This window comes from Hydrogenophaga sp. Root209 (assembly GCF_001428625.1).
In the GTDB taxonomy this organism is placed as follows: Bacteria; Pseudomonadota; Gammaproteobacteria; order Burkholderiales; family Burkholderiaceae_C; genus Hydrogenophaga.
This window is the reverse complement of record NZ_LMIE01000003.1, coordinates 33468-52085: the sequence shown is the minus strand read 5'-3', so window position 1 is coordinate 52085 and position 18618 is coordinate 33468. Positions and strand designations below refer to the sequence as shown.

19 protein-coding genes are annotated in these 18618 nt (G+C 66.2%); 9 read left to right on the top strand and 10 right to left on the bottom strand.

Annotated features, from left to right (window positions below):
• Window positions 1–23 precede the first annotated feature (23 nt).
• Window positions 24–494: a CopD family protein gene (locus tag ASE11_RS03815; RefSeq protein WP_056266409.1), complete on the top strand. Its 471-nt coding sequence runs from the start codon at window positions 24–26 to the stop codon at window positions 492–494.
• A gap of 24 nt (window positions 495–518) precedes the next feature.
• Here the strand turns inward: ASE11_RS03815 and ASE11_RS03810 are convergent, their stop codons facing one another.
• The 4 genes from ASE11_RS03810 to ASE11_RS03795 form a co-directional block, all read right to left on the bottom strand.
• Window positions 519–1535: a metal-dependent hydrolase gene (locus tag ASE11_RS03810; RefSeq protein WP_056266408.1), complete on the bottom strand. Its 1017-nt coding sequence runs from the start codon at window positions 1533–1535 to the stop codon at window positions 519–521.
• The gene (locus ASE11_RS03805) at window positions 1535–2161 is read right to left on the bottom strand and encodes a protocatechuate 3,4-dioxygenase (protein ID WP_056266405.1); all 627 of its coding nucleotides are present in this window, start codon (window positions 2159–2161) and stop codon (window positions 1535–1537) included. Before ASE11_RS03805 ends, ASE11_RS03810 begins: the two co-directional genes overlap by 1 nt.
• Window positions 2158–4845 carry a bifunctional acetate--CoA ligase family protein/GNAT family N-acetyltransferase gene (locus ASE11_RS03800; protein WP_056266403.1) on the bottom strand — a complete coding sequence of 896 codons (2688 nt, stop codon included), beginning with the start codon at window positions 4843–4845 and terminating at the stop codon, window positions 2158–2160. Before ASE11_RS03800 ends, ASE11_RS03805 begins: the two co-directional genes overlap by 4 nt.
• A gap of 61 nt (window positions 4846–4906) precedes the next feature.
• Complete coding sequence (locus ASE11_RS03795) at window positions 4907–5545, bottom strand: DUF502 domain-containing protein (protein ID WP_056266400.1); 639 nt, start codon at window positions 5543–5545, stop codon at window positions 4907–4909.
• Window positions 5546–5768: 223 nt separating this feature from the next.
• Between ASE11_RS03795 and ASE11_RS03790 the strand changes: the two genes are divergently transcribed.
• Window positions 5769–6107, top strand: coding sequence for a hypothetical protein (locus ASE11_RS03790; RefSeq protein ID WP_056266396.1), 339 nt, complete (start codon window positions 5769–5771; stop codon window positions 6105–6107).
• Between the two features lie 2 nt (window positions 6108–6109).
• Here the strand turns inward: ASE11_RS03790 and rsmI are convergent, their stop codons facing one another.
• Complete coding sequence (gene rsmI / locus ASE11_RS03785; RefSeq protein WP_056266393.1) at window positions 6110–7048, bottom strand: 16S rRNA (cytidine(1402)-2'-O)-methyltransferase; 939 nt, start codon at window positions 7046–7048, stop codon at window positions 6110–6112.
• On the opposite strand from rsmI, the gene ASE11_RS03780 reads away from it, so the two are divergent.
• From ASE11_RS03780 to ASE11_RS03770, 3 genes are read left to right on the top strand one after another with little or no spacing between them, the layout of a single operon-like run.
• Complete coding sequence (locus ASE11_RS03780) at window positions 7048–7461, top strand: YraN family protein (protein ID WP_056266390.1); 414 nt, start codon at window positions 7048–7050, stop codon at window positions 7459–7461. The two genes, rsmI and ASE11_RS03780, sit on opposite strands and share 1 nt — an antisense overlap.
• A 27-nt stretch (window positions 7462–7488) precedes the next feature.
• Window positions 7489–8109, top strand: coding sequence for an SIS domain-containing protein (locus tag ASE11_RS03775; RefSeq protein WP_056266387.1), 621 nt, complete (start codon window positions 7489–7491; stop codon window positions 8107–8109).
• Window positions 8106–8750, top strand: a complete 645-nt coding sequence (locus ASE11_RS03770; RefSeq protein WP_056266384.1) for a BON domain-containing protein — start codon at window positions 8106–8108, stop codon at window positions 8748–8750. The genes ASE11_RS03775 and ASE11_RS03770 overlap by 4 nt, the downstream gene beginning before the upstream one ends.
• Before the next feature lie 97 nt (window positions 8751–8847).
• On the opposite strand, the gene ASE11_RS03765 is transcribed toward ASE11_RS03770, so the two are convergent.
• The 3 genes from ASE11_RS03765 to ASE11_RS03755 all read right to left on the bottom strand — a co-directional run bounded on the left by ASE11_RS03765 (window position 8848) and on the right by ASE11_RS03755 (window position 12151).
• Window positions 8848–9750, bottom strand: a complete 903-nt coding sequence (locus tag ASE11_RS03765) for an NAD(P)-dependent oxidoreductase (RefSeq protein ID WP_056266382.1) — start codon at window positions 9748–9750, stop codon at window positions 8848–8850.
• 107 nt (window positions 9751–9857) lie between these two features.
• The gene (locus tag ASE11_RS03760) at window positions 9858–10994 is read right to left on the bottom strand and encodes a PilT/PilU family type 4a pilus ATPase (RefSeq protein ID WP_056266380.1); all 1137 of its coding nucleotides are present in this window, start codon (window positions 10992–10994) and stop codon (window positions 9858–9860) included.
• Between the two features lie 113 nt (window positions 10995–11107).
• Window positions 11108–12151 (bottom strand): type IV pilus twitching motility protein PilT, encoded by a 1044-nt coding sequence (locus tag ASE11_RS03755; protein WP_056266376.1) that lies wholly within the window; start codon window positions 12149–12151, stop codon window positions 11108–11110.
• A gap of 39 nt (window positions 12152–12190) precedes the next feature.
• Here ASE11_RS03755 and ASE11_RS03750 point away from each other — a divergent pair, with 39 nt between their 5' ends.
• On the top strand, window positions 12191–12907 hold the full coding sequence (locus ASE11_RS03750; protein WP_056266374.1) for a YggS family pyridoxal phosphate-dependent enzyme: 717 nt from the start codon (window positions 12191–12193) through the stop codon (window positions 12905–12907).
• Here the strand turns inward: ASE11_RS03750 and ASE11_RS03745 are convergent.
• Window positions 12891–13433: a DUF3617 domain-containing protein gene (locus tag ASE11_RS03745; RefSeq protein WP_056266371.1), complete on the bottom strand. Its 543-nt coding sequence runs from the start codon at window positions 13431–13433 to the stop codon at window positions 12891–12893. The genes ASE11_RS03750 and ASE11_RS03745 overlap by 17 nt on opposite strands.
• A 200-nt stretch (window positions 13434–13633) precedes the next feature.
• On the opposite strand from ASE11_RS03745, the gene ASE11_RS03740 reads away from it, so the two are divergent.
• The gene (locus ASE11_RS03740; RefSeq protein ID WP_156406225.1) at window positions 13634–14176 is read left to right on the top strand and encodes a hypothetical protein; all 543 of its coding nucleotides are present in this window, start codon (window positions 13634–13636) and stop codon (window positions 14174–14176) included.
• Between the two features lie 185 nt (window positions 14177–14361).
• Complete coding sequence (locus ASE11_RS03735) at window positions 14362–14901, top strand: hypothetical protein (RefSeq protein ID WP_056266366.1); 540 nt, start codon at window positions 14362–14364, stop codon at window positions 14899–14901.
• A gap of 162 nt (window positions 14902–15063) precedes the next feature.
• Here ASE11_RS03735 and ASE11_RS03730 read toward each other — a convergent pair whose 3' ends face one another.
• The gene (locus ASE11_RS03730; protein WP_056266365.1) at window positions 15064–15537 is read right to left on the bottom strand and encodes an Lrp/AsnC ligand binding domain-containing protein; all 474 of its coding nucleotides are present in this window, start codon (window positions 15535–15537) and stop codon (window positions 15064–15066) included.
• A gap of 104 nt (window positions 15538–15641) precedes the next feature.
• Here ASE11_RS03730 and ASE11_RS03725 point away from each other — a divergent pair, with 104 nt between their 5' ends.
• Window positions 15642–18617 carry an L-glutamate gamma-semialdehyde dehydrogenase gene (locus ASE11_RS03725; RefSeq protein WP_082585504.1) on the top strand — a complete coding sequence of 992 codons (2976 nt, stop codon included), beginning with the start codon at window positions 15642–15644 and terminating at the stop codon, window positions 18615–18617.
• Window position 18618 lies beyond the last annotated feature (1 nt).

Sequence of the window (18618 nt, the reverse complement as noted above, 5' to 3'; positions counted from 1 at the left end):
TTTCTCTCCAACGAAAGCGCCCCATGATCTACGCCAGCCTCAAGCTCATCCACGTCCTGTCCATCGTTCTGTGGATCGGCGGCATGTTCTTCGCCCATGCCTTCTTGCGTCCGTCCGTGCAATTTCTCGAACCCCCGCTGCGCGTCCGTCTGATGCACGACGTGCTCAAGCGCTTTTTCGCCGTCGTGCTGGTCGTGGCGGTGCTGGTGCTGGTCACGGGCCTTTGGATGATCGGGCGTGTGGCCAAGGAGTCGGTGCAGGCGGGTCTGTCGTTCAACATGCCACTGGGCTGGACCGTGATGGCCACCTTGGGCATCCTGATGGTCGTGATCTTCGGCCACATCCGCTTCGCGCTGTTCAAACGCCTCACACGCGCCGTGAGCGCGAGCGACTGGCCCGCCGGCGGCGCTGCACTGGCTTCCATCCGCACCTGGGTCGGCGTCAACCTGATCCTGGGTGTGGCGACCATTGCGGCGACGGTCGTTCTGGGTTGAGCGAGCGTCCCAACCGGCGGCCGCTCAAGTACCCGGGCCAGGCGAGGGAATGCGCTCGCCCCACATCCGGCGCCACAACCAGTCAAGCGCTGCGCCAATGTCGGGCCGCTGCCCGTTGAGCGTGGGTCGGTGCCCGCCGTTGGCGCGCGCGGCCTGCGTGCCCAAATCGAAGCGGAAGGTGTAGCTGGGCTCCTGGCCCATGCGCAGGTCGGTCACGAACAGGCGCCCACCCGTTTGCGACACGCTGTAGAAACCGTGGGTGAACGCCGCCATGCGCGCCACCGACGGCTCGTCAGCGTGCCGTTCCAGCAGACCGGCCCCGCGCTCGTGCCGCGTCCAGACGATCCGCTGGTCGTCGTCCAGCAATGAGTAATGACCCTCGAAGTAGTGCGTCGGCGTGGTGGCCACCAGCCGCCACAGCACCGTGTTGAAGGGCGAGGGCGTGACCAGCAGGCCGGTGGCGGGAATGCCGTCTTGCTGCAGCGAGGCGCGAGCGACCTGCGTGGCGTGCTGCTGCGCGCCCACACTCCAGGCAAGGTAGAGCGTGGTGAACGCCAGACCGGCCAGGTTCCAGCCGAGTCCACGCGTGTTCTTGAGGCGCAGCGCGGCGACCACGCCCACGATCAGCGGCACGGTGTAGAGCGGATCGATGATGAAAATGCTGCCCACGCCATACGGGTGATCGGTGAACGGCTGCAGCAGCTGCGTGCCGTACACCGTCATGGCGTCGAGCAGCGGGTGCGTGATGAGCACCAGCCACAACGCCAGCCACCAGCGCTTGAACAGCGCCGCTTCACCGTGGATGCGCGAGGCGATCCAGGCCAGCACCGGCGCGGCCAGCGTGAGGAAGAACAGCGCATGGCTCTCGGCGCGGTGGCGCGTCATGTTGAGGACGGCGTCCCCATGGTCGATGAAGGCATCGAGATCGGGCAGGGTGCCACCGATGGCACCCCACAGCGCCGCCTTCCACACCGCCGTGCGCCGGCCCATCACGGCCACGCTGACCGCAGAACCCAGTGCAATCTGGGTGAGCGAATCCATCAGGCTTGAACAACGATGGGAAAGGTGGCGCGCACGCCGTCATTGCCGGGTGTGAACGGGACGGTGAGCGCGGCGCGACCTTCTTCGCTCAGCCGCCGCCAGAGTCCGTCGCGCTCGTTGCCCGGATCCCCGGCCACATAGAGCTGCGTGGTGAGCAGCTCCATGCGGTCCAGCCGCACCTTCACATGGATGTGCGGCGTGCGCCCGGTGTACTGCACCGGGCGGATGGTGCGGAAGCGGTAGCGCCCGTCGCGCCCCACCGTGACCTTGCCGAAGCCCTGAAACGCCGGGTCGGCCCGGCCGCCGTCGCCCGGGTGGTGGTAGTGGCCTGCATGGTCGCACTGCCAGATCTCGACCACCGCGCCCGAGACCGGCACGCCGGCCAGATCGACCACCGTGCCCTCGACCCAGGCCGGCTGGCCTTGGCCGTAGTTCACGTTGCCGTTCTTGAGCAGGTCGGCGTCGCTGTCGGCCGGCAGGGTCACAGGGTAGAAGGGGCCCTCGGTCTGGCTGGGCGTGGGGCGCAGGTTTTTCGCCTGCGCCAGGGCGGAGGGCAACCAGGCAGGCGCGGCCAGGGCCGCGGCGCTGGCGATCAAGAGGTGGCGGCGGTTGGATGGGTTGTTCATGGTGGTGGCGCGGCTGGGGTGGGCAGGTCCAGCGCGACGAACCGCGTTTCGTGGTCGCCCGGATCGCTGGGGTTGGTCGTCTCTTGGAAACCCAGCGAGCGCGCAAGTTCCAGCATGCCGTGGTTGATGCGCAGCACCGTGCCCACCAGCCGCCGCGTGCCGCGAGCGCGCAGGTGCTCGATCAGCTTGGTCATGAGCTTGTGCCCAAGCCCACTGCCCTTGAGGTCTGAGCGCACGATCACGCCGAACTCGGCCGTGTCGTTGTCGGGATCGACCGCCGCGCGCACCGCGCCCAGGGTCTCCTCCACGCCGTCTGCTCCCAGGCGGGTGGCGATGAAGGCCATCTCGCGTGCGTAGTCGATCTGGGTCAGGCGCGCGAGCTCGCTGTGCTCGATGTGGCGGCGGCTGTAGAACACGCGCAGGCGGATGTCTTCCGGGTCGAGCTTTTCCAGGAAGCTGCGGTGCTGGGCCTCGTCTTCGGGGCGGATCGGGCGCAGCGTGACGGGCTGGTCTTGCCAGTTCCAGGTTTCCACCAGGTCTTGGGGATAGGGCTGGATGGCGAAGTGGTGGGCGCCGGCCTGGCGGCTGGCCGAGACGCGCACGCGAGCGTCCAGCGCCACCGCGCCTTCGTGGTTGGCCAGCAGCGGGTTGATGTCAAGCTCGGCGAGTTCGGGTACGTCGGCCAGCAGTTGCGACACGCTCACCAGCACCTGCGCAATGGCATCCAGATCGGCGGCGGGTTCGTCACGGTAGCCGCGCAGCAGTTTCGCCACGCGGGTGCGCGCCATCTGGGCGAGTGCCAGCGTGGTGTTCAGTGGCGGCAGGGCCAGGGCGGTGTCGGCCAGCACCTCCACCGCCACACCGCCCTGGCCGAACAGGATCACCGGGCCGAACACCGGGTCCACGCTGGCGCCGATGATGAGTTCGTGCGCGTGCTTCTTGCGCACCATGGTCTGCACGGTGAAGCCTTCCACCCGGGCATCGGGGCGTTGTTCGCGCACGCGCGCCAGCATGGTCGCGCAGGCCTCGCCCACCTCGGCCGCGCTGCCCAGGTTCAGTCGCACGCCGCCCACGTCGGATTTGTGCGAAATGTCGAACGACAGGATCTTGAGCGCCACCGGGTAGCCCAGCGCGTCGGCGGCTGTCTGCGCTTCTTGCGCGAGCGGTCCCACCACACGCGTGGGCACCACCGGCAGGCCGGCGGCTTCCAGCAGGTCCTTGGCTTCGGGCTCGGTGAGCAGTTCGCGCCCGCTGGCCAGCACCCCGTCCACGATGGCGCGGATGCGCGGCAGATCGGCCGCGTGGGCCGCGCTGCGGGCCGGCGGCGTCTGCAGCAGCTCGGCCTGGTGTTCGCGGTAGGTGCGCAGCAGCGAGAAGGCGCGCACCGCGTCTTCGGGCGTGTTGAAGTCGGGCACACCCGCGCCGCGAAACAGCGCGCGGGCCTGCGCCACCGCGCCGTCTCCCAGCCAGCAACCCAGCACGCGCTTCGGGCTGGCGCTGGCCAGCGGCAGCAGCGCTTGAGCAATCTCCAGACTGGGCACGATGGCGGTGGGCGCGTGGATGAACAGCACGGCGCTCCCGGTGTCCTGCTCGAGCGCCTGCAGGGCTTGCACGTAGCGCGTGGCCGGTGCGTCGCCAATGATGTCGACCGGGTTGGCGTGCGACCAGTTGGCGGGCAGCACGGCGTCGAGCTGGGCACGCAGTTCGTCGCCCAGCGTGGCCAGTGGCACGCCTTCGGTGGCGGCGGCGTCGGCCGCCATCACGCCGGCGCCACCGCCGTTGGTGAGCACGATCAGTTGATCAGCCCGGTTGCCGTGGAAGCGGGAGAGGGTTTCGGCGGCGAGAAACAGGTCTTGCAAGGTGTTCACGCGCAGCATGCCGGCGCGCGCGATCGCCGCGTCGAACACCGCGTCGGACCCGGCGAGCGCACCGGTGTGTGAGGCGGCGGCCTGTTGCCCCGCGGCCGAACGTCCGGCTTTGACCACGATCACCGGCTTGTTGCGCGCCGCCGCGCGCGCGGCCGACATGAACTTGCGCGGCTCTTCGATGCTTTCGATATAGAGCAGGATGGCGCGCGTCTTGGGGTCGCTGCCCAGGAAGTCGAGCATGTCGCCGAAGTCGACATCGGCGCGTTCGCCGAGCGAAACGAAGTGCGAGAAGCCGATGCCGCGCGAGCCCGCCCAGTCCAGCATGGCCGTGACCAGGGCGCCCGACTGCGACACGAAGGCCAGTTCGCCCGGCAGCGCGCCGGTGTGCGCGAAGCTGGCGTTGAGGCCCAGGTGCGGCACCAGCATGCCGATGCAGTTGGGCCCGAGGATGCGCAGCGTGTGCAGGCGCGCCGCATCGAGCATGGCCTGCTTCTGCGCGGCGTCCAGCCCGGCGGTGAGCACGATCGCCGCGCGGGTACCGCGTGCGCCCAGCTCCGTGATCAACCCCACGATGGTGGCCGCCGGGGTGCACAGGATGGCCAGCTCGGGGGCTGCCGGCAGCGCGGCCACCGAGGCCCAGGCTTTCACGCCGTCGAGCTCGGCGTGTTTGGGGTTGACCGCGTACAGCGCGCCCTTGAAGTCCCCGTTGTTCAGGTTGCGCCACACCGTGCCACCCACGCTGGCGGGCCGCATTGAGGCCCCGATCACGGCCACCGAGGCGGGTGAAAAGAGGGCGTCGAGGTGGCGGATGCTCACTGGACTACCCTCCGTGCTGCGCACTGCGGGGCTGAGCGCCTTCGGAACGGCCGGGCGGCGCTCATGGGGCGGGGCGGGTGAGCTCGGTGGGCTCCGGGACGGCGGTCCTGTCGCCGTTGCGGCTCGATGCCATCCAGGCCAGCAACGAAGAGCGCATCGCCTCCTCGACCGACATCTCGATCGGCGTGATCCAGCTGCGCGGCACGAAGACGGTGTAGCCGCCGATCATGTAGCCCATGGGCAGGTACACGGCCACCTGGTCCAGCTCGGCCAGTCCGGGCGGCAGGTCCTGCATGTTCTGGCGCGTGACCAGCCCGACGATGGACATCTCGTTGCCGGGCATGCGCAGCACGACCACGGCCTGCTGCGGGGTGTCCTTGTGGGGCGAGAAGTAGTCGGCAAAACTCTTGAGCGATGAGTAGATGCTCTTGACCACCGGCAGGTTGGTGAACGGCAGTTCGATCCACGAGAGCCAGCGCGCCACATTGGGCTGCGAGATCAGGAAACCCAGCCCAAGGATGAGCCCCGCGCCCAGCACGATGCCCAGGCCGGGCAGGTAGAAGTCGCCGATGAAGGGGCGGATCATCCACATGGCGATCGACTCGATCCAGGCCACGGTGAGGTAGAGCACATAGACCGTGATGGCCAGCGGCAGGAACGTGATCAGGCCGCGAAAAAAGTACTGGTATATCGGTTTCATGGGGGCCTTGGATGGACCTCGCGCGGGCTGCGCGCGCGAGCAGCGGTCAGCATATCAGCCAGTGTCACCGGTCGGTGTGACGACCGTCGGTGCGCCGGCAGACCTTGCATGCGGGGACAATGGCTCCATGTGCAACATGTTTGGCCCGGACGCCGGTGTGGGCTGAATCGGTGCACAGCCTGACCGCGGAACCAACATCGGCCCTTGGGGCTCAGTCACTCATATGAACGGTTTATTCGACTTTTTTGCCCGCGTGGTGCGCGGTGTTCTCAAGCTCGCGCTCGGTGTGATGGCGCTGGCGTTCGTGCTCAGCCTGCTGCTGGCCACGCTGGTGGTGGTGCTGGGCATCTCGCTCTGGGCGCTGATCACCGGCCGCAAGCCAGCGCCCCTGGTGGTGTTCAACCGCTTCCGCGAGACCTCGCAGCGCTACACCCAGGGCGTGTGGCCGGGCCGTGGCCCTGCCCAGCCCATGGGCGATGTGGTCGACGTGCAGGCCCACGAGGTACCGAATGCACCGGCTCCGCGTTCCGGGCAGGACCCGATGGCGCGCGTGATCCGCTGACCTCAGTCGTCTGAACCGGCGCCGTCCTGGCGCCGCGCCAGCGCAGCGTCGTAGAGCGCGTTGCGGGGCTGGCCGGTGATCTCGGCGCACAGCTTCACCGCGGTCTTCAAGGGCAGTTCTTTCAACAGCACGTCCAGCGTGCGCAACGCAGCCGCGTCCACGCTACCTTCGGCCTGCGTCGTGGCTGGCTGGGGATGCACCAGCAGCACGAATTCACCGCGTGTGCGGTTGGCGTTGGCCTGCAACCACGCGGTGAAGTCCTGCGCCTTCAGATGCCCCACTTCCTCGAACTGTTTGGTGAGTTCACGGCCCACGGTGAGCATGCGTTCGCCCAGCAGCCCCAGGTCCTTGGCCAATGCCTCGATGCGGTGCGGCGCTTCGAGCAACACGCAGGCGCGGGCATCGGAGCCCATCAGCTGCACCTCGCGCTGGCGCTCGGCTGCCTTGCTGGCCAGAAAGCCGGCGAACACGAAGCGCCCGTCCCAGCCCCCCATGCCCGCCACCGTGCCCGAGACACTGAGCAAGGCAGTGATGCTGCTCGCGCCGGGGATCGGCACGCTGCGCAAGCCAGCGGCGTTGACGGCCGCCACCAGGCGCGCGCCCGGGTCGCTCACGCCGGGCGTGCCGGCGTCACTCACGTAGGCCACGCGCTGGCCGGCCTGCAGGCGCTGCACCACCGTCTGCGCAGCCTCGGCCTCGTTGTGCTCATGCAGGGCCAGCAGCGGCTTGTGCAGGCCGTAGCCCTGCAGCAGCGCGGCGGTGTGGCGCGTGTCTTCGCAGGCCACGGAGTCCACCAGCGAGAGCACCTGCAGCGCGCGCAGCCCGATGTCGGCCAGGTTGCCGATCGGTGTCGCGACCATGTAGAGCGCGCCCTGCGGATAATGCTGGTGCGCCGCCGCGTCGCGCGCGGCCGCCAACAGGGATGGAGAGCTTGCAGACAATGTGGAGTTCCAGAAAAGACCGGGCGCCAATGGCCCCTGCACCGACCACCAAGGCCCGGGGTGACGCGGCCGAAGACGCCGCGCTGCTGCACCTGCAGCGCCAGGGCTTGAAGCTGGTCCAGCGCAATTTCAAGACCCCGGGACGGGGCGGTGGCGAGATCGATTTGATTATGCGTGAGCCCGACGGCACGCTGGTCTTCATTGAGGTGCGTCAGCGCGCCAGCCAGCGCCAGGGCGGCGCGGGTGCCAGCGTCACGCCCCTCAAGCAGCGCCGCATCGTGTTCGCCGCGCGGCACTTTTTGCTGCGCCTGGGCTCAGAACCCCCATGCCGTTTCGACGCGGTGCTGATCGACGGCGCCAGCGGCCACATCGACTGGCTGCGGGCGGCCTTCGATGCCTCCGGCGCAATTTGATACAGACCCCACCGCTATGATCGCCCCATGCTTCTGCAACGCATCCAGCAACAGTTCATCGACAGTGCCGATCTGAAGTACCAGTGCGCGCAGTCGCTCGCGCCGGTTGTTGAGGCCGCGACCAACGCCGTACTGGCCAGCGTCACCGGCGGTGGCAAGGTGCTCTCGTGCGGCAACGGCGCATCGGCTGCCGCCGCTCAGCATTTCGCCGCGAGCTTCGTTGGCCGCTACGACCGTGAACGCCCCGAGCTCGCCGCGTTCTCGCTCTCGGCCGACGCCGCGGTGCTCACCGGCATCGCCAACGACTTCGATGTGCGCTCGGTCTATGCGCGCCAGGTGCGCGCGCTCGGCCAGGCCGGCGACGTGCTGCTGGCGCTCACCACGTCCGGCAACTCGTCCAACGTGCTGGCGGCGGTGGAGGCCGCGCACGAGCGCGACATGACCGTGGTGGCCCTCACTGGTGCGCGCGGTGGCCAGCTGGCGCTGCTGCTGCGCGACACCGATGTGCACATCTGCGTGCCACACGACCTCGCCGCCCGGATTCTGGAAGTGCATCACATCGTGTTGCACTGCATTTGTGACGGTGTGGATGCCCAGCTGCTGGGCCTGCCCGACGTGTCAAACCCCAACATGGAGAGTGCCTCATGAACCCGATCAAAACCGTTTCCCTGCACCGCATCGCCGCCGCTGCCCTGGTCGTGGCCTCGATCGGCGCCACGCTGAGCGCCTGCGCCCCCCTGGTGGTTGGCGGTGCGGCCGTGGGCGCCCTGGTGGCGGTGGACCGCCGCACCTCGGGCGCCCAGCTCGACGATCAGGGCATCGAACTGCGGGCGTCCAACCGCCTCAAGGACGAACTGGGCGATGCGCAGGCGCGCGTCGCCGTCTCCAGCTACAACCGCCGCGTGCTGCTCACTGGCGAAGCGTCCAGCGAAGCGGTCAAAACGCAGATCACCCAGATCGTCACCGGCGTTGAGAACGTCCGTGCGGTCATCAACGAACTCGGCGTGACCAGCAGCCCGTCGTTCAAGGAGCGCGCGACAGACACGCTGATCACCGGCCGTCTCAAGGCTTCGCTGGTGGATGCGAAAGATCTCTCGGCCAGCGCCTTCAAGGTGGTGACCGAGCGCGGCACGGTGTACCTGATGGGCCGCGTGACTCAGCGCGAAGCCGACCGCGCGACCGACCTCGCGCGCAACACACCTGGTGTGTCGCGCGTGGTGCGTGTGTTCGAGATCATCACCGAGCAGGAACTCGCCAACATGCAGCCCCAGCCTGCGCCAGCCCGATAGCACTATCTCGGGCAAGAACACCGCGGAACTGGCTTTGCCAGGCCGCAGGTGTTGCCCCTTGAGGGGTGACACGCCGAAGGCGTGGCGCGGGGGGGGCCTATTTCAGGCGTTTGATCAGGCTGGACGTGTCCAGGCGGTTGCCACCCATGGCCTGCACGTCGGCGTAGAACTGGTCCACCAAGGCGGTGACCGGCAGGCGCGCACCGTTGCGCTTGGCCTCGTCGAGCACCAGGCCCAGGTCCTTGCGCATCCAGTCCACCGCAAAGCCGAAGTCGAACTTGTCGGCCACCATGGTCTTGCCCCGGTTGTCGAGCTGCCAGCTCTGCGCGGCACCCTTGCCGATCACGTCCAGCACCTGGTTCATGTCCAGTCCGGCCTTCTGACCGAAGGCGATGGCCTCCGACAGGCCTTGCACCAGGCCAGCGATGCAGATCTGGTTGACCATCTTGGTCAGCTGGCCGGCGCCGGTTTCGCCCAGCAGCGTGAAGGCGCGCGAGAAGGCCATGGCCGCAGGTTTCACCGCATCGAAGGCCGCGGGGTCACCACCGCACATCACGGTGAGCAGGCCATTGACGGCACCGGCCTGACCGCCCGACACGGGGGCATCCACGAACGACAGGCCCAGGGTCTTGGCGGCCTGGTACAGCTCGCGCGCCACGTCGGCCGAGGCCGTGGTGTGGTCGACGAAGATCGCGCCTGAAGCCATGCCGGTGAACGCACCGTCCGCACCCAGCGTGATGGAGCGCAGGTCGTCGTCGTTGCCCACGCAGGCGAACACGATGTCGGCGCCCTGCGCCGCTTCGCGCGGCGTTGGCTTGTGCGCACCATCGAATTCGGCCACCCAGGCGGCGGCCTTGGCGCTGGAGCGGTTGTAGACCGTCACCGAATGCCCGGCCCGCGCCAGATGCCCAGCCATGGGGTAGCCCATGACACCCAGGCCGATGAAGGCCACCTTCTTTGGGGCCACGGATTCGTAGGTTTTCTCTGCAATGTTGCTCATGAGATGGTCTCTTTGGTGTTTTCAAGAATGCCGCGGAACTGGCTTTGCCAGGCTGCAGGCATTGCCCCCTGAGGGGGTGACGCACCGCAGGTGCGGCGCGGGGGGGGTTACACGATCGTGAGGTGCTCGGTGCCCGCAGCCAGGTCCAGCGTCTTGGCGCGCTGGCTGTTGAGCTTGATCTGCAGGCGCAGATCGTTGAGCGAATCTGCGTTGCGCAGCGCGTCTTCAAACGTGATCAGGTTGGCTTCGAAGGCGTTGAAGAGCGCCTGGTCAAACGTCTGCATGCCCATCTGGTTGCTCTTCTTCATGATCTCCTTGATCTCGGCCACATCACCTTTGAAGATCAGGTCGGAGATCAGTGGTGAATTCAACATGATCTCCACGGCGGCGTGGCGGCCCTTGTTGTCCTGGCGTGGAATCAGTCGCTGCGACACCAGGGCGCGCAAGTTGAGCGAGAGGTCCATCAGCAACTGAGCGCGGCGCTCTTCGGGGAAGAAGTTGATGATGCGGTCCAGCGCCTGGTTGGCGCTGTTGGCGTGCAGGGTGGCCAGGCAGAGGTGGCCGGTTTCGCTGAACTGGATCGCGTGTTCCATGGTTTCGCGGTCGCGGATCTCGCCCATCAGGATCACGTCGGGCGCCTGGCGCAGCGTGTTCTTGAGCGCGGCTTCCCAGCTGTCGGTGTCCAGGCCCACTTCGCGCTGCGTCACCACGCAGTTCTTGTGAGGGTGCACGAACTCCACCGGGTCTTCGATGGTGATGATGTGGCCGTGCGTGTTCTCGTTGCGCCAGTCGACCATGGCGGCGAGCGACGTGGACTTGCCCGAACCCGTGGCGCCCACCAGGATGCACAGCCCGCGCTTGGACAGCGACACGTCTTTCAACACCTGCGGCAGGCCGAGCTTGTCGATGGTGGGCAGTACGGCGGGAATGGTCCGCATCACCATGCCGACCTTGCCCTGCTGGATGAACGCGCTCACGCGGAAGCGGCCGATGGCGGGTGGTGAGATCGCGAAGTTGCACTCCTTGGTGCGCTCGAACTCGGCGGCCTGCTTGTCGTTCATGATGGCGCGCGCCAGCGCCAGCGTGTGCGACCCGTTCAGCGGTTGTGGCGACACCTTGACCACCGATCCGTCCACCTTGATGGCCGGCGGGAAGTCGGCGGTGAGGAAGAGGTCGCTGCCGCTGCGGCTGAGCATCAGGCGCAGCAGGTCGTTGACGAATTTCGATGCCTGGTCGCGTTCCATTGAAAGTCCTTTAGATCAGCAGAGGCGGCCGTCGCGCAGGGCCGCCCCAAGCAAGGCCAGCCCCCTCGGGGGGCAGCGACCCGCGCAGCGGTGGAGCGTGGGGGTCGTCATGACTAGCCAGGGAAGTTTTCCGGGATCTTGGCTTTGCCGCGTGCTTCGGCCGGGCTGATCACGTTGCGCTTGACCAGCTCCGAGAGGTTCTGGTCCAGCGTCTGCATGCCCACGTTGCTGCCGGTCTGGATGGCCGAGTACATCTGCGCCACTTTGGCCTCGCGGATCAAGTTGCGGATCGCGCTGGTGCCCAGCATGATTTCGTGTGCCGCCACCCGGCCCGTGCCGTCCTTGGTCTTGCACAGCGTCTGCGAGATCACGGCCACCAGCGATTCGGACAACATGGCTCGCACCATGTCTTTCTCTTCGGCCGGGAACACGTCGATGATGCGGTCGATCGTCTTGGCCGCGCTCGAGGTGTGCAGCGTGCCGAAGACCAGGTGGCCGGTCTCTGCCGCCGTCATGGCCAGGCGGATGGTTTCCAGGTCGCGCATCTCGCCCACCAGGATCGCGTCCGGGTCTTCGCGCAGGGCCGAGCGCAGCGCGTTGGCAAAGCTCAAGGTGTGCGGACCGACCTCACGCTGGTTCACCAGACACTTCTTGGACTCGTGCACGAATTCCACCGGGTCTTCCACGGTGAGGATGTGGCCGTACTCGGTCTCGTTGAGGTGGTTGACCATCCCGGCCAGCGTCGTCGACTTGCCCGAACCCGTGGGGCCGGTCACCAACACCAGGCCGCGCGGGCGCAAGGCAAGGTCGCCGAAGATCTTGGGCGCGTTGAGTTGCTCCAGCGTCAGGATCTTGCTCGGGATGGTGCGGAACACCGCGCCGGCACCGCGGTTGTGGTTGAAGGCGTTGACGCGAAAACGCGACAGGCCTTCGATCTCGAACGAGAAGTCGCACTCCAGGAACTCTTCGTATTGCTTGCGCTGGCTGTCGTTCATGATGTCGTACACCATGCCGTGGACCTGCTTGTGGTCCAGCGGTTCGACGTTGATCCGTCGCACGTCACCATGCACCCGTATCATGGGTGGGAGACCGGCCGAGAGGTGAAGATCGGATGCTTTGTTCTTGACGCTGAAGGCGAGCAATTGGGTGATATCCATCCCGGGGTCCCGTGCGGTGTTGAGGTATGACGACTGATTATGACGACCATTGAAGGCAATCTCCAACAGGTTCGCGAGCGTTTGGCGCGGGCTTGCAAGGCGGCGGATCGGGATGTGAACGAGGTTGCATTGCTCGCTGTTTCCAAGACGTTCGACTCAAACGCCGTCTGTCTGGCCCTGGCCGCCGGTCAGCATGCATTTGGTGAGAACTATGTGCAGGAAGGCACGGAAAAGATCGAGGCCCTGCGGCAACTCCGTCCTGATGTTGCACTGCAATGGCATTGCATCGGACCGTTGCAAAGCAACAAAACGAGGCCGGTGGCGGAGCACTTCGACTGGGTTCAGTCGGTGGATCGACTCAAGATCGCCCAACGCCTGAGCGAACAACGGCCCGCCCAGCTTCCACCGCTTCAGGTTTGCCTGCAGGTCAACGTGGATGGGGGCGCGAACAAGTCGGGCGTGGCACCCGAAGCCTTGACAGATCTGGCACGGGCGATGGCGCGCCTGCCCCGCTTGCAGTTGCGCGGACTCATGTGCATTCCCGAACCCGCGCCGGATTTTCAGACCCAGCGCGACCTCTTTCTGCGCGCCAAGGTTTTGTTCGATCAGCTCAACGCACAGGGCATGGGTCTCGACACCTTGTCCATGGGCATGAGCGACGATCTGGAGGCCGCCGTGGCCGCCGGCTCGACGATGGTGCGCGTGGGGCGAGCCGTGTTCGGTAGCCGACCAGCCAAAGTCACTTCAGCGGCTTGACGGCCCCGCAGTTGGCCGACAGCCACTTGCCTTGCCCGTCGAGCGTTGTGCTCACTGGCTTGCCCTGCTGCGTGGTCTTCATCAGCATCTTCATGGTGTAGGCGGTGTCGCCACTGAAGGTGTAGGTGCCTTCGCCCGTGGACGGCGGGTTCTTGCAGACGAAGTTCATCTTGAGGGTGCTGGCGCTGCGCGAGGTGATGGTGGTGGTGCATTCGCCCTCTGACTGGACCGGCATGTCCTGCTTTGCCGCCATCTCTGGCGTGATGCAGACCTTCATGGCCATGCCGCCTCCGGCGCCGGGTGTGGGCATCGTCATGCCTTGCTTGCCCAGCATGTCCTGCATCATCTTTTTCTCTGCGGGCGACATGCCGGCCATCTGCTTTTGCATCTGCGCCTTGGCCTGGTCCATCTCGACGCCGCCACCCATCTTCTGGTTGATTTCCCACAACCCGGGTTTGGTGCTTTGGGCGTGCACGGTGGTGACGCAGAGGCTGCTCAGCAGCAAGACCAGCGAAATGCGTGACATGTGGATTCCTTGAGGTGGTGCACTCATTGTGCGAAGGCCGCCCCAGCTGTCAACGGCTGTGTCAATGGATCACCAGTACGCGGTTGAGTGATTTCGTACCTCCCCCCAGTGTCCGTTTTGTAGTTCTTTAAAACTACACTGCTCGCCGCCGGCAGCGCAGCGCTGAACACGGCGGCCCATCGACACAGGGAAGAAACACCATGAATGAATTGAAGAGATTTCGCGCGCTGTGCGCGTCGATGGCACTCGCGTCGGCGCTGACTGCCTGCGGTGGCGGGGGAGCCGCAAGTTCGGGGGCGGCGCTCACGCCACAGGAACAGATTGCCCAGCTCGAAGCGAGCGGTGCGCTGCCCTCGCTCGATCGCACCGACAGCGTCGCGGGGATTGACGCGAATGCCAACGGTGTGCGGGACGACATCGAGCGGTATATCGAGAAGAAGTACACCGTGGCTGCGGAGAGGGCGGCGGCGATGCAGATGGCCCGGGCATTTCAGCAGATGTTGCTGGTGAACAAGCAAGACGCGGCGGCGCTGGAGGCAGTCTCTGAACTTGGTTCCCGCGCAATTGTGTGTGGGAGTTCGGTCTTTGCTGGTCCCGCTGCCTCTGTAGAGCTTTCGCAAATGACGACATCGCTTGAAAGCATGACCACCAACACGAAGTTGCGACTGCTCGCCTATCTTGAATACAACAAGGCGCGGAGCGGTTCGGTGTCAACAATGCCGAAGGGAGCAGTTTGTGATTGAGAGCACTTTCTGCCGAACGTGCGCAGCGTTCTCGCGGTCTATCGCATGCGTCGCATTGTTGTTTCCCCTCTCAGGGTCCGCAGGGGAAAGTTGCAGTACCGGCGAGGTCTTCGGGTTTTTCAATGGAGTTGATTGCAACGACACCCAGGGGCTCTCCGATTGCATCGACTCAGGGAGGAGGCCCCATGAATGAACTGAAGAGATTCCGCACGTGTGAATTTCCGTTGGTGCTTGCATTGGCCTTGACAGGCTGCGGTGGAGGCGGGAGCGCTGGTTCGGCGGCTGCGCTCACACCGCACGAACAGCTTGCCCAACTGGAAGCCACTGGCGTATTGCCCGCGCTTGATCGCGGCGGCAGCGTCGCTGGGATCGATGCGAATGCGAACGGCGTGCGGGACGACATTGAGCGGTACATCGAGAAGAAGTACACCGTGTCGGCGGAGCGGGCGGCGGCGATGCAGATGGCGCGGGCACACCAACAGATGTTGTTGGTGGACAAAAGCAATGAAATTGCGCTAGATCGAGTGTCCGGAGGCAGCTTTCGCGCAATTGTGTGTTTGGGAAGCACGTTTGCAGGCCCGGATGCCAGCAACAGCTCGCTTGTTCGGACAGAAATCAGGGCTCTGACGACGAACACCAAGGAGCGGCTGCTCGCCTACTTGGCGTACAACAAGGCGCGCAGTGGATCCGTATCGCGCTTGCCCGAGGGAGAGACATGTGAATAGTCACTCCAATCCTGGCATGGGATGCCGTCCACGAAGGATATCGACAAGAAGATCTTCGTCGCTACGAAAGGTATGAAGCAGAAAGAAACGAGTACGAAGAAATGCGCCGACGCTGCATGGTGCCATCTGCGTGACACAGCACCCCGGTGCGATTGAGGCCGCTTACAAAGGCAGCTGCGAGCTGTTCTTCACCTCTTCCATCACCGCATACGTGCGCGTCTCGCGCACGCCGGGCAGTTGCCACAGCACGCTGCCGGCGAAGTCGCGGTAGGCGGCCATGTCGGCCATGCGGGTCTTGAGCAAATAGTCGAAGCCGCCGGCGACCATGTGGCATTCCATGATCTCGTCGCGCACCTGCACCGCGGCCTTGAATTCGTTGAACACGTTGGGCGTGGTGCGGTCGAGCAGCACCTCCACGAACACCATCATTCCGCGCCCGACCTTGAGCGGGTTCAGCCGCGCCTCGTAACCCAGGATGAAACCGTCGCGCTGCAGGCGCTGGGTGCGCGCGAGCACGGCGGTGGGCGAGAGCGCCACCGCCTCGGCCAGCTTGAGGTTGGTGAGGCGGCCGTCGGCCTGCAGCAGCTTGAGGATCTTGAGGTCGATGCGGTCCGGTTCGGCGGCATGGGGATTCATGGGCGTGAATTATCCAGTTGAAGCGATATTTTTAGTGAAAAGTTCGGCTTCGAAGGCGAGAACATACGCAGATTCGCAAATCAATGTCTGCTCTGGAGCTTTTCATGCCGCGCACCACCGACCGCCTGCCCTTCCCCTACCGCCCAGAAGCCGGGGTGTTGGCCCACCGCCTGAGCGCGCTGCAGGGCGCACTCGATTGGGCTGCCGCGGCCAGGCACGCCGCGCCCTGGGTTCGCTCGGTGCGTGAGAACCCGCCGCCGTTCTGGGCCATGGAAAGCCTGCTGAAGGAATACCCGATCTCCAGCGCCGAGGGTCTGGCGTTGATGCGCTTGGCCGAGGCGCTGCTGCGTGTGCCCGACGCCGAGACCGCGATCGCGCTCACGGCCGACCAATTGGGTCGTGCCGATTTCGATGGCGCCGCCGACTCCACGCTGGCTCGCCTGTCCTCCACGGCGATTGCCATGTCGAAGAGGTTCCTGCCCGAAGCGGGCAACGAGCCCGGCCTGATGGCCAAGCTCGGCGCGCGCACGGTCGTGGCCGCCACGCTGCGCGCGGTGCAACTGCTGGGTCGCCAGTTCGTGCTGGGGCAGACGATCGAAGAGGGCATGAAGGAAGCGGCGTCGGCGCGCAAGCGCCAGGCCAACCTGAGCTTCAGCTTCGACATGCTGGGCGAGGGCGCGCGCACCGACGCCGATGCGTTGCGGTATCTCGCGAGCTACCAGAACGCGATCGCCGCGATCGCACGCACGGCCGACCCCCAGCGTGCACCGAGCCAGAACGACGGCATCTCCATCAAGCTCAGCGCCCTGCACCCACGCTACGAAGACGCGCAACACGAGCGCGTGATGCGTGAACTGGTGCCGCGCGTGTGGCAACTGTGTGTAGGCGCTGCCGCTGCCAACCTGAACCTGACCATTGACGCCGAGGAGGTTGACCGGCTCGAACTGTCACTGGAGGTGTTCGAAGCGCTCGCCAAGCTCGTGGCGCAACATTGTCCGCAGTGGCAGGGTTTTGGTCTTGCGCTGCAGTCTTATCAGACGCGCGCGGTGGAGCTTATCGAACATGTGGCGTTGCTGGGGCGGCAATACCAACTCAAGTTCATGTGCCGCCTGGTCAAAGGCGCCTACTGGGACGCCGAGATCAAGCGCGCGCAAGAGCAAGGGCTGCCGGCCTACCCGGTGTTCACACAGAAGCCGCACACCGATGTGAGCTACCTGGCCTGCGCGCGTGCGCTTCTGGACGCGCCCGATGCCATCTACCCGCAGTTCGCCACGCACAACGCTGGCACCATCGCCGCCATTCTTCAACTGGCAGCGCGTCAGGGTGCCCCGTTCGAACTGCAGCGCCTGCACGGCATGGGCGAGGGCATCTACCGCGAGGTGTTGAAGAACCCGGCCGTGTCGTGCCGCGTCTATGCGCCCGTGGGCGCGCACCGCGACCTGCTGGCCTACCTGGTGCGCCGCCTGTTGGAGAACGGCGCCAACTCCTCCTTCGTGCACCAGCTCGCCGACGAATCGGTGGGCATGGACGAGTTGCTGCTCTCGCCGCTGGAGCAGTCGAAGCCCGAGAGGATGTCATCAACGCTGCCGCTGCCTCCAGACCTGTACGGCCCGACGCGCCCCAACAGCCAGGGCCTGGACCTGGCCGTGGTCGCGCACCGCGATCCACTGCTGGCCGCGCATGCCGCGCTGGTGGTGCCCCCCGTGCCCGAAGCCTCCGCCGCACAAGCGCAGGCTGCCGTGGTCAAGGCCGTGCAGGCCTTCGCTGGCTGGAACCACACGCCGGTGTCCGAGCGCGCCGCCACATTGCGCCGCGCGGCCGATGCCATGCAGCAGCAACTGCCGTGTTTGTGTGCCTTGCTGGTGAAGGAAGCGCACAAGGGCTGGAATGACGCGGTGTCCGAGGTGCGCGAAGCCATCGACTTCCTGCGCTACTACGCCAACGATGCCGAGCGCGTGATGGCGCCGCAGACGCTGCCCGGCCCCACCGGCGAGAGCAATACCTTGCGCATGGAGGGCCGCGGCGCGTGGGTCTGCATCAGCCCCTGGAATTTCCCGTTGGCCATCTTCGCGGGCCAGGTGGCGGCCGCCCTGGCCACCGGCAACACCGTGCTGGCCAAGCCGGCCGAGCAGACGCCTGCCATCGCGCTCGAAGCGGTGAAGCTGCTGCACGCCGCCGGCGTGCCCGCTGGCGCATTGCAACTGCTGCATGGCCCGGGCGAGACCGTGGGCGCATCGCTCGTGGCACAACCCGGCATCGCCGGTGTGGTGTTCACCGGCTCCACCCAGGTGGCGAAGATCATCCAGCGCGCGCTGGCCGCCAAGGACGGCCCGATCATTCCGCTGATCGCCGAGACGGGCGGCATCAACGCGATGCTGGTGGACAGCACGGCGCTGCCCGAGCAGGTGGCCGACGCGGTGGTGCAGAGTGCCTTCCGCAGCGCGGGCCAGCGCTGCTCGGCGCTGCGTCTGCTGTGCGTGCACGAGGCCATCGCCGACGGTGTGATCGAGATGATTGAAGGTGCCGCCAAGGAGCTGGTGGCGGGTGACCCGTCCGCACTCACCACCGACCTGGGACCCGTGATCGACGCCGAAGCCTTCGAGGGCATCACCCGCCACGTCCAGCGTCTGCACACCGACGCCAGGCCCCTGCTGGGCAGCCGCCGTGCCGTGCCTGCGCTGGCGCACGTGATCGCACCGCAGATGTTCGAGGTGGCTTCGATTGCCGAGGTGACGCAGGAGATCTTCGGCCCGGTGCTGCAGGTCGTGCGCTGGAGCGGCGACCCGATGGCCGTGATGCAGCAGATCAATGCGCTGGGTTACGGCCTCACGCTGGGCATCCAGACACGCATCGACAGTCGCGCACTGGCGCTGGCTGGAGCGGCGCGCGTGGGCAATGTCTACGTGAACCGCAACATGATCGGAGCGGTCGTCGGTGTGCAGCCCTTCGGTGGCGAAGGCCTCAGCGGCACCGGCCCGAAGGCGGGCGGCCCCAACTACCTGCTGCGCTTCTGCGCCGAGCAGACCCTGACCATCAACACCACCGCTGCTGGTGGGAACGTGGCGCTGTTCACAGGCTGAG

Bases quoted from the DNA above. Each gene is read 5' to 3' on its own strand.
- ASE11_RS03815 (WP_056266409.1), top strand. From the start codon at position 24: ATGATCTACGCCAGCCTCAAGCTCATCCACGTCCTGTCCATCGTTCTG.
- ASE11_RS03810 (WP_056266408.1), bottom strand. From the start codon at position 1,535: ATGGATTCGCTCACCCAGATTGCACTGGGTTCTGCGGTCAGCGTGGCC.
- ASE11_RS03805 (WP_056266405.1), bottom strand. From the start codon at position 2,161: ATGAACAACCCATCCAACCGCCGCCACCTCTTGATCGCCAGCGCCGCG.
- ASE11_RS03795 (WP_056266400.1), bottom strand. From the start codon at position 5,545: ATGAAACCGATATACCAGTACTTTTTTCGCGGCCTGATCACGTTCCTG.
- ASE11_RS03790 (WP_056266396.1), top strand. From the start codon at position 5,769: ATGAACGGTTTATTCGACTTTTTTGCCCGCGTGGTGCGCGGTGTTCTC.
- ASE11_RS03780 (WP_056266390.1), top strand. From the start codon at position 7,048: ATGTGGAGTTCCAGAAAAGACCGGGCGCCAATGGCCCCTGCACCGACC.
- ASE11_RS03775 (WP_056266387.1), top strand. From the start codon at position 7,489: ATGCTTCTGCAACGCATCCAGCAACAGTTCATCGACAGTGCCGATCTG.
- ASE11_RS03770 (WP_056266384.1), top strand. From the start codon at position 8,106: ATGAACCCGATCAAAACCGTTTCCCTGCACCGCATCGCCGCCGCTGCC.
- ASE11_RS03765 (WP_056266382.1), bottom strand. From the start codon at position 9,750: ATGAGCAACATTGCAGAGAAAACCTACGAATCCGTGGCCCCAAAGAAG.
- ASE11_RS03760 (WP_056266380.1), bottom strand. From the start codon at position 10,994: ATGGAACGCGACCAGGCATCGAAATTCGTCAACGACCTGCTGCGCCTG.
- ASE11_RS03755 (WP_056266376.1), bottom strand. From the start codon at position 12,151: ATGGATATCACCCAATTGCTCGCCTTCAGCGTCAAGAACAAAGCATCC.
- ASE11_RS03750 (WP_056266374.1), top strand. From the start codon at position 12,191: ATGACGACCATTGAAGGCAATCTCCAACAGGTTCGCGAGCGTTTGGCG.
- ASE11_RS03745 (WP_056266371.1), bottom strand. From the start codon at position 13,433: ATGTCACGCATTTCGCTGGTCTTGCTGCTGAGCAGCCTCTGCGTCACC.
- ASE11_RS03740 (WP_156406225.1), top strand. From the start codon at position 13,634: ATGAATGAATTGAAGAGATTTCGCGCGCTGTGCGCGTCGATGGCACTC.
- ASE11_RS03735 (WP_056266366.1), top strand. From the start codon at position 14,362: ATGAATGAACTGAAGAGATTCCGCACGTGTGAATTTCCGTTGGTGCTT.
- ASE11_RS03730 (WP_056266365.1), bottom strand. From the start codon at position 15,537: ATGAATCCCCATGCCGCCGAACCGGACCGCATCGACCTCAAGATCCTC.
- ASE11_RS03725 (WP_082585504.1), top strand. From the start codon at position 15,642: ATGCCGCGCACCACCGACCGCCTGCCCTTCCCCTACCGCCCAGAAGCC.